Source organism: Citrobacter sp. Cpo142, assembly GCF_030332425.1.
Lineage (GTDB): Bacteria > Pseudomonadota > Gammaproteobacteria > Enterobacterales > Enterobacteriaceae > Citrobacter > Citrobacter portucalensis.
Genome location: NZ_JAOWHW010000118.1, coordinates 20,020 through 32,929, shown reverse-complemented (window position 1 = coordinate 32,929; position 12,910 = coordinate 20,020). Strand labels below are relative to the sequence as shown.

Genomic DNA, 12,910 nt, shown 5'->3' with positions numbered 1-12,910 from the left:
CGAAAATTAAGTATTAGTCACATTGAACTTTGATTGCCAGGCCACCGCGTGACGTTTCGCGGTATTTGGCGTTCATGTCTTTACCTGTTTCGTACATGGTCTCAATGACTTTATCCAGCGAGACGCGCGGCGCGCTGGTACGGCGCATTGCCATACGCGCAGCGTTGATCGCCTTCACTGAAGCAATGGCGTTACGCTCAATGCACGGAACCTGTACCTGACCGGCAACCGGATCGCAGGTTAAGCCGAGGTTATGTTCCATGCCGATTTCGGCAGCAACACACACCTGCTCAGGGCTCGCGCCCAACAGTTCAGCCAGACCCGCGGCAGCCATGGAGCAGGCTACGCCCACTTCACCCTGACAACCTACTTCTGCACCAGAGATTGAGGCGTTCATTTTGTACAACGCGCCAATTGCACCGGCCGCCAGGAAATAGCGGGTATAGATATCCGGGCTGACGGACTCGATGAAATGATCGTAATAGGCCAGTACCGCAGGCACGATACCGCAGGCACCGTTGGTTGGCGCTGTCACTACGCGACCGCCTGCGGCGTTTTCTTCGTTAACGGCCAGCGCGAACATGTTAACCCAGTCGATCACGTTCATCGGATCGTTGGACAGCTTATCGCTGGAAACCAGCATACGGCGCAGAGCTGAAGCACGACGAGGAACGCGCAGCGGACCCGGCAACACACCTTCGGTGTTCATGCCACGATCGATACAGGCCTGCATGGTTTGCCAGACGTGGCCAAAGTACTCTTCAATCTCTTTTTTGCTGTGCAGAGCAAGTTCGTTCTGCATCGCCATGCCAGAGAGAGACAGGCCGGTGCTGTTGCAGTACTCCAGCATTTCAGTCGCGGATTTGAACGGATAAGGCACGCTGACCTCGCCCGCGGCATCCTGACCAAAATGTTCTTCATCAACGATGAATCCACCGCCGATGGAGTAGTAGGTTTTGCTATAAATGACGGTTTCGCCATTGTACGCATGGATCTGCATTCCGTTTTCATGCAGCGGCAGGTTGCCGTTGTGAAAACGCATCCCGTCATTCTGCGGGAAATCCACTTCGTGCTGACCCTGCGCAAGCAGCAGGCGTCCACGCGTTTCTACGTCGCGGATAAATCCGGGGATGCTATCAATATCCACGGTAGCAGGCTCATTGCCTGCCAGACCCATAATAATGGCGATATCGGTGTGGTGACCTTTACCCGTGAGCGACAGTGAACCATACACGTCGACGGCGACACGAGTAACGCTGTCCAGTAATCCTTTTTCGACCAGGTCATCGACGAACTGTTTACCCGCCTTCATAGGCCCTACGGTATGGGAAGATGAGGGACCAATCCCCACCTTAAACATGTCGAATAGACTAATCACGATAATACTCCTACAGGGCGACTGGGCTTTCCAGTAACGATGTTATAACTGCGCATAGTGTAAGAGGGAACGCGGCGATCGGCTTAACTATTCACATGAATTAAACTAATAGATAACCGCGGTTTTACTAATGTTGTGACCTGAGTTTCAAGTTGTCTATGGCGCGCGTAAAGATAAGTATAGTCAGGGCTTGACGCCAATTTGCAGCGCCAGCTCACGAATTATTCCGGCAGTCATTCCCCAGACGAAATATTGCTCATACCAGGAAAGCCATACGCGATGTGAATCGCCACGACGGTAAATATCCAACGGGTGGTAACGACCTAAATGCAGGGCCTGGGCCAGCGGCATTTCGAACACTGCTGAAACTTCATCTTCACTGGCGCGATAAGGCAGATTAGGCGGGATAATGCCTACCACTGGGGTGACCTGGAAACCGGTCACGCTGTCGACCGGCGGCAGAACGCCGATCACTTCTACGCATGAAGGTGGGATCGCCACCTCCTCCTGTGCCTCGCGAAGGGCGGCGGCAATTAACGAGGCATCACTGCTATCCACCGCCCCACCGGGGAAGGCGACCTGTCCGGCGTGCTTGCGTAGGTGAACGGAACGCTGGGTTAACAACAACCCCGGCTGTGGACGACGCACGACGGGGATCAGTACGGCGGCCTGGCGCTGGTTTAACGCGGCATGATTGACCTGCGGGCGCAGGAGTTGAAAGCGCGATAAGAAATCATCAAGCGTCAGGCTGCTGTATTCCACGTCTCAGTTCTCCAGTTGGTGCAAAATACGATTCACTTTATCAAATGTTTCCTGATATTCAGCGTCTTCCTGACTGTCCGCCACTATGCCGCCGCCAGCGGAACAATAAATTTGCCCGTTTGTGGCTGTCAGCGTGCGAATGGTGATGCTGGTATCCATATTGCCGCAAAAACTCAGATAACCGATGCTGCCACACCAGGCATTACGTCTTTGTGGCTCCAGTTCGTCAATAATTTCCATCGCCCGCACTTTCGGCGCACCGGTAATAGAGCCGCCGGGGAAGGCTGCGCGTAGCAGATCGGTGGCGTGTAATGACTCTGGCAGACGTGCGGTAATGGTGCTGACCAAATGATGAACGGCAGGGAACGGTTCTACGACAAACAGCTCCGGAACCTGTACCGAACCCGGTACGGCAACGCGGCCAATATCATTACGCATCAAATCGACGATCATCAGGTTCTCCGCACGATCCTTCGGCGAATTCGCCAGCCGCCGGGCCTGCTCACGATCGGCATCGGCATCTTCAAGCCTGGGCAACGTACCTTTAATAGGACGCGTCTGGATATGCTGATTCTCCAGCAGAATAAAACGTTCCGGCGAAAGACTGAGGATAACGCCTTCCTCAAGACGAATAAACGCGCTGAACGGGGCGCGGTTAGCGTGATTGAGTTTGACGAATGCCTGCCACTCATCTCCCTCGTAATGCGCTTGAAAACGCTGCGCGAGGTTGACCTGGTAACAATCGCCGCTGTGCAGATAGCCCTGTACCTGGCGGAATTTTTCGCCGTACCGGGCGCGGCTCATATTGGACTGCCACGCCGAGGTCAATGTAAACGGCTCACGCGTTGGCGGTTGTTGCGCGTCGAGCCATTTCAGGCGAGCCTCGACATCGGTATGGCTGAGCAGGGATACGGTCTGCAACTGGTGGTCAACAATCAGCGCCCAGTCGTAAATGCCAACGGCCATATCCGGTAGCGTAATATCGCGCTCAGCAATAGTCGGCAGAGATTCAAAGCGTCGGCCAAGGTCGTAGCCAAACAGACCTAACGCGCCGCCCTGAAACGGCAGATCCGGGTGATACTCGGGGTGAATCTTGTGTGCAGCTAGCGCGGAATGTAATACCGTCATTGGATCATCAAGCGAGCGCGTGATTGCGTGCCCGTTCTGCACTACGGTCTCTTCAGCACGTGTAACCAACGTGGTGACGGGGTCAGCCACCAGAATATCAAAGCGGTTATGCGGATGGTCGGCTTGACCTGAATGCAACAGCATCGCCCAAGGCAGATGGCTTAATGTCGAAAAATAGCGTTCAGCGGCGTCCTGACGCCAGGGTAATGTGATTACTGCGGGAGATAACGTCTTCATCAGTCCTGACTCGTTGCTACTCTACTGGCTAACTGCCCGGTAGCATGAAATAATTAGCGCAGACAATTTAGCAGGAGTTAACAATGTTTGCAGGTTTACCTTCACTCAGTCATGAGCAGCAGCAAAAAGCGGTAGAGCGTATTCAGGAGCTGATGTCACAGGGGATGAGCAGCGGACAAGCCATTGCTCTGGTTGCTGAAGAGTTACGCGCCAGTCATACCGGTGAGCGGATCGTGGCGCGTTTTGAAGATGAAGACGAATAACGCCGCTTAAACTGCAGCGATTATCTTAATCTCAACTTTGTATTTCGGGTTCATCAATCCGGCCTGAACGGTACAACGTACCGGCGCGTGGCCAGCAACGACCCACGCGTCCCAGGCTTTGTTCATGGCGGCAAAATCGTTTTTGTCTGCCAAAAACAGGGTGGCATCAAGAATACGTGACTTGTTGCTGCCTTGTTTTTCCAGCACCGCGTCAATTTGCGCCAGCGTATTTGCCGTCTGCTCAAAGGCGTCTGCATCCAGATTTTCCGGCACGCCGGTGTAATACAGCGTGTTGTTGTGGATTACCACGTCGGACCAACGCGCTTCGGCATCAATGCGCACAATCGTCATAAATCATTCCTCGTTTACGTTTTTTCATAATAGCTTTGGGTTGCGCCAAGACTGCCATAATGTTGTGCCCACGTCACCTCTTCAACTGGCGAAAGACCCGCTGGCCTGACATAATCCCTGTTCAAATGAACAGGGGGCAGTGTGACGGACGATTTTGCAGCAGACGGTCAGTTGGCTAAAGCGATACCGGGTTTTAAACCGCGAGAACCACAGCGGCAGATGGCCATCGCCGTCAGTCATGCCATCGAAAAATCACAACCGCTGGTGGTAGAAGCCGGAACCGGAACGGGTAAAACCTACGCTTATCTTGCCCCAGCGCTGCGTGCCGGAAAGAAGGTCATTGTCTCCACGGGCTCGAAGGCGTTGCAGGATCAGCTATACAGCCGCGACCTCCCGACCGTCGCTAAAGCACTGAAGTTCACCGGTAAACTGGCGCTGCTGAAAGGGCGTTCAAACTATCTGTGCCTTGAGCGTCTTGAACAGCAGGCGCTGGCGGGTGGCGACTTGCCGGTACAAACGTTAAGCGACGTCATTCTGCTGCGCTCCTGGTCAAATCAAACCCTTGATGGGGACATCAGCACCTGCGTCAGCGTGGCGGAAGACTCGCAGGCCTGGCCGCTGGTGACCAGCACTAATGACAACTGTCTGGGCAGCGACTGCCCGCTGTATAAAGAGTGTTTTGTCGTTAAAGCGCGTAAAAAAGCGATGGATGCGGATGTCGTCGTGGTTAACCATCATCTGTTTCTCGCCGATATGGTGGTAAAAGAGAGCGGGTTTGGCGAACTGATCCCGGAAGCTGATGTGATGATCTTCGATGAAGCGCATCAGTTACCGGATATCGCCAGCCAGTACTTTGGTCAATCGCTCTCCAGTCGCCAGCTGTTAGACCTGGCGAAAGACATCACCATTGCCTATCGCACCGAGCTGAAAGACACTCAGCAGCTGCAAAAGTGCGCCGATCGCCTTGCACAAAGCGCTCAGGACTTCCGCTTGCAGCTTGGTGAGCCGGGCTATCGCGGAAACCTGCGGGAACTGCTGGCCGACCAGCGCGTACAGCGCGCGTTTTTGCTGCTCGATGACACGCTGGAGCTGTGTTATGACGTGGCGAAGCTGTCTCTTGGGCGTTCGGCATTGCTGGATGCCGCGTTTGAGCGCGCCACGCTTTATCGTGCGCGTCTGAAGCGCCTGAAAGAGATCAACCAGCCAGGCTTCAGCTACTGGTATGAATGCACCTCCCGCCATTTCACCCTCGCGCTGACGCCGCTTACGGTGGCGGATAAATTCAAAGAAGTGATGGAACAAAAGCCGGGCTGCTGGATTTTTACTTCCGCGACGCTGTCGGTAAACGATGACCTTCATCATTTCACTGCACGACTGGGTATTGAAGATGCCGAGTCGATGCTGCTGCCGAGCCCTTTTGATTACACGCGCCAGGCGCTGCTGTGCGTACCGCGTAATCTCCCGCAAACCAACCAGCCGGGGGCTGCGCGTCAGCTGGCATCCATGCTGCGACCTATTATCGAAGCGAACAACGGTCGCTGTTTTATGCTGTGCACTTCGCACGCGATGATGCGCGATCTGGCGGAACAATTCCGCGCTACTATGACGCTTCCCGTACTGCTGCAGGGCGAAACCAGCAAAGGACAACTGCTACAGCAGTTTGTCAGCGCAGGTAATGCGCTACTGGTTGCCACCAGCAGCTTCTGGGAAGGCGTGGACGTGCGCGGCGATACCCTGTCGCTGGTGATAATCGATAAACTGCCGTTTACCTCGCCGGACGACCCGCTGTTAAAAGCCCGAATGGAGGATTGTCGACTGCGCGGCGGCGATCCGTTTGAAGACGTCCAGTTGCCGGATGCGGTAATCACCCTGAAGCAGGGGGTAGGGCGTCTGATACGTGATGCTGACGATCGCGGCGTGCTGGTGATTTGCGACAATCGTCTGGTTATGCGGCCATACGGCGCCACCTTCCTGGCGAGTCTGCCACCTGCTCCACGGACGCGTGACATTGCTCGCGCGGTTCGCTTTCTTGCCATACCAACGGCTGAGTAATTTGTTACGGAGTGTGGTAAGATGCGCGCCAAATTTATTGATCTGATCACAAACACCCATGCGAATTCTGGCTATCGATACCGCCACAGAGGCGTGCTCTGTTGCCCTGTGGAATGACGGTACTATCAAGGCTCACTTTGAGCTTTGCCCACGAGAACACACCCAACGAATTTTACCGATGGTTCAGGAAATCCTGGCCGCTGGCGATCTCACGTTAACCGATATCGACGCCCTGGCGTTTGGTCGCGGTCCCGGCAGTTTCACCGGCGTGCGTATCGGTATTGGCATTGCTCAGGGGCTGGCGTTAGGCGCAAACTTACCGATGATCGGCGTCTCCACCCTGGCGACCATGGCGCAGGGCGCCTGGCGTAAGTCGGGCGCGACTCGCGTACTGGCGGCGATTGACGCGCGAATGGGCGAAGTCTACTGGGCCGAATATCAGCGTGATGACAACGGTAACTGGCACGGTGAAGAAACCGAAGCGGTGTTAACCCCCGAGCAGGTACATGAGCGTTTACTGCAGCTGTCTGGAGAGTGGGTAACTGTCGGGACGGGGTGGCCGGCCTGGCCTGAGCTTGGTAAAGACAGCGGTCTGACGCTCAGCGATGGTGACGTGCTGCTTCCTGCGGCTGAAGATATGCTGCCTGTCGCCACGCAAATGCTGGCTGCGGGTAAGACCGTAGCGGTCGAACACGCTGAACCGGTTTATTTACGTAACACCGTGGCGTGGAAGAAACTTCCCGGTAAAGAATGAATCTTAGTAGTAGAACCCCGGCTAAGACCTACAGTCGTCAGTGAACAGCATTGTGAACAGGCCGGGCAGAAGCTAAGAAAAGGGAGTCACAATATGGCGGTGCAAAAGCAGTTAATAAAGGGTGTGTTGGCGGGGGCCTTAGCGTTAATGCTTAGCGGCTGCGTCACCATTCCGGATGCGATTAAAGGTTCGAGCCCGACGCCGCAGCAGGATCTGGTGCGGGTGATGAATGCGCCGCAGCTGTATGTCGGACAGGAGGCGCGTTTCGGCGGCAAAGTGGTGGATATTCAGAACCAGCAGGGAAAATCCCGTCTGGAAATTGCCACCGTTCCGCTCGATAGTGGTGCGCGTCCAGTGCTGGGTGAAGCCTCTCGCGGGCGGATATATGCTGATGTAAATGGCTTCCTCGACCCGGTGGATTTTCGCGGGCAACTGGTCACCGTCGTCGGTCCGATTAGCGGTACGGTGGACGGAAAAATCGGTAATACGCCGTATAAATTCATGCTGATGCAGGTAACCGGTTATAAACGCTGGCATATTACTCAGCAGATTATCATGCCGCCTCAGCCTATCGACCCCTGGTTCTACGGTGCGCGTGGCTGGCCTTACGGTGGCTACGGCGGATGGGGCTGGTACAATCCCGGCCCGGCACAGGTTCAGACCATAGTAACAGAGTAACTCTTTGTTTTATTGGTAAAAGAAACAGCGGCTCGTCCGCTGTTTCTGCATTAACGTGGATATAAGAAAAATAAATAGTGACGTGCTTCGCAACCTTGTCGTTGTGTAATAAACAAACTGGTACGCTGAGTTAATATTATGTTAACAGTTTGTTTATTGCCTGGGGTTGTGATGACGACGAATACGCATTTTAGAGGTGATGTATTGAAAAAGGTTTGGCTTAACCGTTATCCCGCTGGTGTTCCTGCGGAGATCAATCCTGACCGTTATCAATCCCTGGTGGAACTCTTTGAACACTCAGTAAGACGGTATGCCGATCAGCCCGCGTTTGTAAACATGGGGGAGGTGATGACCTTCCGCAAGCTTGAAGAGCGGAGCCGGGCATTTGCGGCCTATTTACAACAAGGCCTGGGGCTGAAAAAGGGCGATCGCGTCGCGCTGATGATGCCGAACCTGCTGCAATATCCGGTCGCACTGTTTGGGATTTTACGTGCCGGCATGATCGTCGTGAACGTTAACCCGCTTTACACGCCTCGCGAGCTGGAACATCAGCTCAACGATAGCGGCGCGTCGGCGATTGTCATCGTATCTAACTTTGCTCATACGCTGGAAAAGGTGGTCGACAAAACGTCTGTGCAACACGTGATCCTGACGCGTATGGGCGATCAGCTGTCGACCGCCAAAGGAACGCTGGTTAACTTTGTCGTCAAGTATATCAAACGGCTGGTGCCGAAATATAACCTGCCGGATGCCATCTCGTTTCGCAGTGCGCTGCAAAACGGTTACCGCATGCAGTATGTGAAACCCGAAGTGGTGTCGGAAGATCTGGCGTTCCTGCAATATACCGGCGGGACAACCGGCGTGGCGAAAGGCGCGATGCTCACGCACCGCAACATGCTGGCTAACCTTGAGCAGGTTCATGCTACCTACGGTCCGTTGCTGCATCCGGGTAAAGAATTGGTGGTGACGGCGTTACCGCTGTATCACATTTTTGCGCTAACGATGAACTGTCTGCTGTTTATTGAGCTAGGCGGTCAAAACCTGCTGATTACTAACCCGCGTGATATTCCGGGGTTGGTAAAAGAGCTGGCGAAGTATCCGTTTACCGCGATGACCGGCGTCAATACGCTGTTTAACGCGCTGCTGAATAACAAAGAGTTCCAGCAACTGGACTTCTCGTCACTGCATCTCTCGGCAGGTGGCGGAATGCCGGTTCAACAAGCGGTAGCTGAACGCTGGGTGAAGCTGACGGGGCAGTATCTTCTGGAAGGTTATGGCCTGACGGAGTGCGCCCCGCTGGTGAGTGTTAACCCTCACGATATTGACTACCACAGCGGAAGTATCGGTTTACCGGTTCCCTCCACTGAGGTCAAGCTGGTGGACGACAACGACAACGAAGTGCCACCGGGAGAACCGGGTGAGCTGTGTGTGAAAGGTCCACAGGTGATGCTGGGCTACTGGCAGCGACCAGACGCCACTGACGAAATCATCAAAGACGGCTGGTTGCACACTGGCGATATTGCGGTGATGGATGACGAAGGCTTTCTGCGTATTGTCGATCGTAAGAAAGATATGATCCTGGTGTCCGGCTTTAACGTCTACCCTAATGAAATTGAAGACGTGGTTATGCAACACCCTGGCGTGCAGGAAGTGGCTGCGGTTGGGGTTCCGTCCGGCAGCAGCGGTGAAGCGGTGAAAATTTTCGTGGTGAAGAAAGATGCCTCGTTAACCGATGAAGCGCTGGTCACTTTCTGTCGTCGTCACCTGACGGGCTATAAAGTACCGAAGCTGGTGGAGTTTCGCGATGAGTTGCCGAAATCTAACGTTGGTAAAATTTTGCGACGAGAATTACGTGACGAAGCGCGTGCCAAAGTGGACAATAAAGGCTGAGCGTTAAGTCAGCCAGTAGAAAACGCCGGGTAATCCGGCGTTTTTTTTGGCGCAAACCTAAGAGAGCACGATTTGAATTATCAAATGATCACCACGGACGACGCGTTGGCCACGCTGTGCGAAGCCGTCCGTGAATTTCCGGCGATAGCCCTGGATACAGAATTTGTTCGCACGCGTACCTATTATCCGCAGTTGGGGCTGATCCAGCTGTTTGATGGCAAACACGTTGCTCTGATTGATCCGCAGGGGATCACCGACTGGTCGCCGCTGCGCGATATTCTGCGTGATACTGCCATCACCAAATTCCTGCATGCGGGTAGCGAAGATCTGGAAGTGTTTCTCAACGCTTTTGGCGAACTGCCGCAGCCGTTGATTGATACACAAATTCTGGCTGCTTTTTGCGGTCGTCCGCTGTCGTGGGGGTTTGCCGCGATGGTGGAAGAGTTTACGGGGGTGGCGCTGGACAAAAGCGAATCCCGCACCGACTGGCTGGCCAGACCGCTGACCGAGCGTCAGTGTGAGTACGCGGCGGCTGATGTCTGGTATCTATTACCGATCACTACAAAACTGATGGTTGAAACTGAAGCCAGCGGCTGGCTGCCAGCCGCACTGGACGAATGCCGCTTAATGCAGCAGCGTCGCCAGGAGGTTCTGGCGCCTGAAGACGCATGGCGCGATATCACTAACGCCTGGCAGCTGCGTACCCGGCAGTTGGCCTGCTTGCAACTGCTTGCCGACTGGCGACTGCGTAAAGCACGTGAGCGCGATCTGGCAGTGAACTTTGTGGTGCGTGAAGAACACCTGTGGTCGGTCGCTCGTTATATGCCGGGGAGTCTGGGTGAACTGGACAGCCTAGGCCTTTCCGGTAGTGAAATTCGCTTCCATGGCAAAACGCTGATTTCTCTGGTAGAAAAAGCGCAGGCTTTACCGGAAGAATCACTGCCACAGCCGCTGCTGAATTTGATGGATATGCCAGGATACCGCAAAGCGTTCAAAGCCATCAAGGCGCTGGTTGCCGAGGTGAGTACTGAGCATAATCTTAGCGTCGAACTGCTGGCTTCACGCCGTCAAATCAACCAGCTACTCAACTGGCACTGGAAATTAAAGCCGCAGCAGACCCTGCCGGAGTTGGTTTCCGGTTGGCGTGGCGAACTGATGTCCGATCGTCTCAACGCGCTGCTGCAGGAATATCCGCAGTAAGTCACCAGGCTCGCCGGGTTGCGCCATTGCTAACCCGGCCTGCGCAACGCTACAAATCAAGCACCAGGCGCTTACCTTTGGCGCGAGAGCAGCAAATGAGCATGCTCTGCTGGCTGGCTTTTTCGTCGTCGCTGAAATACTGATCGCGGTGATCCGCTTCCCCTTCAAGAATCGTTGTTTCGCAGGTGCCGCACACGCCTTCCCGGCACAGGCACTCAACGCGCGCGGCTTTGTTATTTTCGATAACCTGCAAAATGGTCATCTCTTCCGGGACCACAAACTCGCGTCCTGAACGCGCCAGCACCAGGGTAAAGGCATCACCGCTTTTATCTTCCAGCGCAAATTGTTCGAAATGTAGCGTATTGCTGTCCAGTCTATGGAGGGAAGCCGCTTCTCTGACGGCATCGTTGAGCACTGCTGGCCCGCAGGTGTAAATATGTGTGCCGGGTTCGACATCGGCCAGCAGGCGAGATAAATCAAGGCGGGTTCCTGCGCTTGACAGATGCAGATGAATACGATCGACGCTGGGGTGCTGCAGGAGTTCGTCATAAAACGCGCAGTTGTCCTGACTGGGAGAGCAATAATGTAGCTGCCATTCTGCCTGAGAGTGTTCCAGCTCCGGGATCTGCGATAAAAACGGTGTGATGCCGATACCTCCGGCAATCAACAGATGTTGTTGTGCCTGAGGGGCGAGGGCGAACAGATTGTTAGGCGTAGAAATCGTGAGCGTGTCGCCGGGTTTCACCTTTTGATGCAGATAACGTGAGCCGCCTTTGGACGCCTCTTCCAGTCGTACGGCGATTTGCCAGGCGCTGGTATCGAAGGGTGAACTCATCAGCGAGTACGCATTGCTGTATAGATTCTCGCCATCGCGAATCTGCACGATGATATGGCTGCCACCCTGAAACGCAGGCAACGGCTGGCCTGAGGTCGCCATTAGGGTGAAGCGTTTTACCTGCGCGGTAATGGTCTCAATCCGACTGACCCGGACTTCTTGCATTTGATAATCAGACATTGCGGCACTCCCTAAAAAATCTGTCCGGCGCGGCTTAACGATGCGCCGGAACCTGTCGTTACAGCCTCTGGTTATTCCTGAAACACCTGCGCGACCAGATTATGGAAATGGGCAATGCCATGTTCGGAGATACCGCTGCCGCTGGTGTCGGCCATAATGCGGCCCTGACCGCGATACCCGCGCGATTTCAGCCCCTTTTGCACGCTTTCTACCAGACGTAAATCTTCAGGACGAAAGACGTTGCGATACCATTCGATCAGTTGTTTCTGCTCTTCGGTCAGCTCTTCGTTGGTGAAGTAAATGTCATAGTTTTGCAGCGTAGTTTCTGCATCCACTGGAAATTCATAGATAACGGTCATCATGCCTTTGATTGGCGTAACGTTGAGCATGGTGCACGGCCACAGCCAGAAACCGTGGAAGGCGGCATCAACACCTTCTTCGAACTTAAATGACTGCTCTGACGGTTTGGCGAAACCGTATTGTAGCGTCCAGTTGCCGTGCATAGTATGCCAGTAACGATCAACCTGAACCGAGTCGGAAAAACCAGGGTGAGCCGGGCCGCAGTGGTAGCACTCCAGATAGTTATCGACAATATTCTTCCAGTTGGCTGGAGTTCGGGTCGTAAAGCGCGCCGCCAGCTTCAGGTCATGCACATCAGGGCAGGCTTCGATAACTTTGTCTGCAAGACCTGGGAGTTGTTCTTCCACGCTGCCCGCGTTCGGATCCATGTTGATAAACACGAATCCGGCATACTCTTCCAGACGTACAGGAGTAAGGTGCGCTTTTTCGCTGTCGAAGTTGGCGACATTTTCGCAGTTACGCGCATGCGCCAGATTGCCGTCAAGTTTGAACGCCCATGCGTGGTAAGGGCAGGTAATTACATTTTTCGCTTTCCCTTCGCCGCTCAACAGCTGATGACCACGATGCGGGCAAACGTTGTAGAACGCGCGCAGCACGTTATCGCGACCCCGTACCAGCACGATGTTCTCGCCAATCACTTCCCGGGTAACATAATCATTGGGCTTTGCCAGCTCGCTACTGTGGGCGACGCAAATCCAGCTTTTAGCAAACACTTTCTCTTGTTCGTGCTCGAAGGCCTGATGGTCAGTATAGAACCGGGCAGGGATAGTCCAGGCGTCCTGCGGGTTGGCACAGAAATTTTGCGGCAGAATAAACTCAGGGCTCAGATTGCTCATTGGAAT

The 12,910-nt window shown here is 54.3% G+C and carries 12 protein-coding genes; 6 read left to right on the top strand and 6 right to left on the bottom strand.

The window, feature by feature from the left end:
- Window positions 1–13 precede the first annotated feature (13 nt).
- The 3 genes from sdaA to pabB form a co-directional block, all read right to left on the bottom strand.
- Window positions 14–1,378 (bottom strand): L-serine ammonia-lyase, encoded by a 1,365-nt coding sequence (gene sdaA / locus OGY18_RS12800; RefSeq protein WP_003833765.1) that lies wholly within the window; start codon window positions 1,376–1,378, stop codon window positions 14–16.
- Between the two features lie 183 nt (window positions 1,379–1,561).
- A complete protein-coding gene (locus tag OGY18_RS12795; RefSeq protein WP_003020991.1) occupies window positions 1,562–2,140 on the bottom strand; it encodes a CoA pyrophosphatase in 579 nt (192 codons plus the stop codon).
- Between the two features lie 3 nt (window positions 2,141–2,143).
- Window positions 2,144–3,505: an aminodeoxychorismate synthase component 1 gene (pabB, locus tag OGY18_RS12790; protein ID WP_003833764.1), complete on the bottom strand. Its 1,362-nt coding sequence runs from the start codon at window positions 3,503–3,505 to the stop codon at window positions 2,144–2,146.
- Window positions 3,506–3,588: 83 nt separating this feature from the next.
- On the opposite strand from pabB, the gene OGY18_RS12785 reads away from it, so the two are divergent.
- The gene (locus OGY18_RS12785) at window positions 3,589–3,768 is read left to right on the top strand and encodes a YoaH family protein (RefSeq protein WP_003020986.1); all 180 of its coding nucleotides are present in this window, start codon (window positions 3,589–3,591) and stop codon (window positions 3,766–3,768) included.
- Window positions 3,769–3,774: 6 nt separating this feature from the next.
- Here OGY18_RS12785 and OGY18_RS12780 read toward each other — a convergent pair whose 3' ends face one another.
- A complete protein-coding gene (locus OGY18_RS12780) occupies window positions 3,775–4,119 on the bottom strand; it encodes a RidA family protein (RefSeq protein WP_003020984.1) in 345 nt (114 codons plus the stop codon).
- A 141-nt stretch (window positions 4,120–4,260) separates the two neighbouring features.
- Between OGY18_RS12780 and yoaA the strand changes: the two genes are divergently transcribed.
- From yoaA to rnd, 5 genes are all read left to right on the top strand, one after another.
- Complete coding sequence (gene yoaA / locus OGY18_RS12775) at window positions 4,261–6,171, top strand: DNA repair helicase YoaA (RefSeq protein WP_003833760.1); 1,911 nt, start codon at window positions 4,261–4,263, stop codon at window positions 6,169–6,171.
- 58 nt (window positions 6,172–6,229) lie between these two features.
- Complete coding sequence (tsaB, locus tag OGY18_RS12770) at window positions 6,230–6,925, top strand: tRNA (adenosine(37)-N6)-threonylcarbamoyltransferase complex dimerization subunit type 1 TsaB (RefSeq protein ID WP_032949466.1); 696 nt, start codon at window positions 6,230–6,232, stop codon at window positions 6,923–6,925.
- A 93-nt stretch (window positions 6,926–7,018) separates the two neighbouring features.
- Complete coding sequence (locus OGY18_RS12765; protein WP_149281068.1) at window positions 7,019–7,603, top strand: Slp family lipoprotein; 585 nt, start codon at window positions 7,019–7,021, stop codon at window positions 7,601–7,603.
- Window positions 7,604–7,807: 204 nt separating this feature from the next.
- Window positions 7,808–9,493 (top strand): long-chain-fatty-acid--CoA ligase FadD, encoded by a 1,686-nt coding sequence (fadD, locus tag OGY18_RS12760; RefSeq protein ID WP_126317858.1) that lies wholly within the window; start codon window positions 7,808–7,810, stop codon window positions 9,491–9,493.
- Between the two features lie 84 nt (window positions 9,494–9,577).
- A complete protein-coding gene (rnd, locus tag OGY18_RS12755; protein WP_003833751.1) occupies window positions 9,578–10,693 on the top strand; it encodes a ribonuclease D in 1,116 nt (371 codons plus the stop codon).
- 49 nt (window positions 10,694–10,742) lie between these two features.
- Here the strand turns inward: rnd and OGY18_RS12750 are convergent, their stop codons facing one another.
- The gene (locus OGY18_RS12750; RefSeq protein ID WP_003833748.1) at window positions 10,743–11,708 is read right to left on the bottom strand and encodes a PDR/VanB family oxidoreductase; all 966 of its coding nucleotides are present in this window, start codon (window positions 11,706–11,708) and stop codon (window positions 10,743–10,745) included.
- 71 nt (window positions 11,709–11,779) lie between these two features.
- Window positions 11,780–12,904: a carnitine monooxygenase, oxygenase subunit YeaW gene (gene yeaW / locus OGY18_RS12745; protein WP_003833746.1), complete on the bottom strand. Its 1,125-nt coding sequence runs from the start codon at window positions 12,902–12,904 to the stop codon at window positions 11,780–11,782.
- Window positions 12,905–12,910: the final 6 nt, after the last annotated feature.

What these genes read in the sequence shown, in the direction of transcription:
- pabB (WP_003833764.1), bottom strand. Translation starts at nt 3,505, where the DNA reads ATGAAGACGTTATCTCCCGCAGTAATCACATTACCCTGGCGTCAGGAC.
- OGY18_RS12785 (WP_003020986.1), top strand. Translation starts at nt 3,589, where the DNA reads ATGTTTGCAGGTTTACCTTCACTCAGTCATGAGCAGCAGCAAAAAGCG.
- OGY18_RS12780 (WP_003020984.1), bottom strand. Translation starts at nt 4,119, where the DNA reads ATGACGATTGTGCGCATTGATGCCGAAGCGCGTTGGTCCGACGTGGTA.
- tsaB (WP_032949466.1), top strand. Translation starts at nt 6,230, where the DNA reads ATGCGAATTCTGGCTATCGATACCGCCACAGAGGCGTGCTCTGTTGCC.
- OGY18_RS12765 (WP_149281068.1), top strand. Translation starts at nt 7,019, where the DNA reads ATGGCGGTGCAAAAGCAGTTAATAAAGGGTGTGTTGGCGGGGGCCTTA.
- rnd (WP_003833751.1), top strand. Translation starts at nt 9,578, where the DNA reads ATGATCACCACGGACGACGCGTTGGCCACGCTGTGCGAAGCCGTCCGT.
- OGY18_RS12750 (WP_003833748.1), bottom strand. Translation starts at nt 11,708, where the DNA reads ATGTCTGATTATCAAATGCAAGAAGTCCGGGTCAGTCGGATTGAGACC.
- yeaW (WP_003833746.1), bottom strand. Translation starts at nt 12,904, where the DNA reads ATGAGCAATCTGAGCCCTGAGTTTATTCTGCCGCAAAATTTCTGTGCC.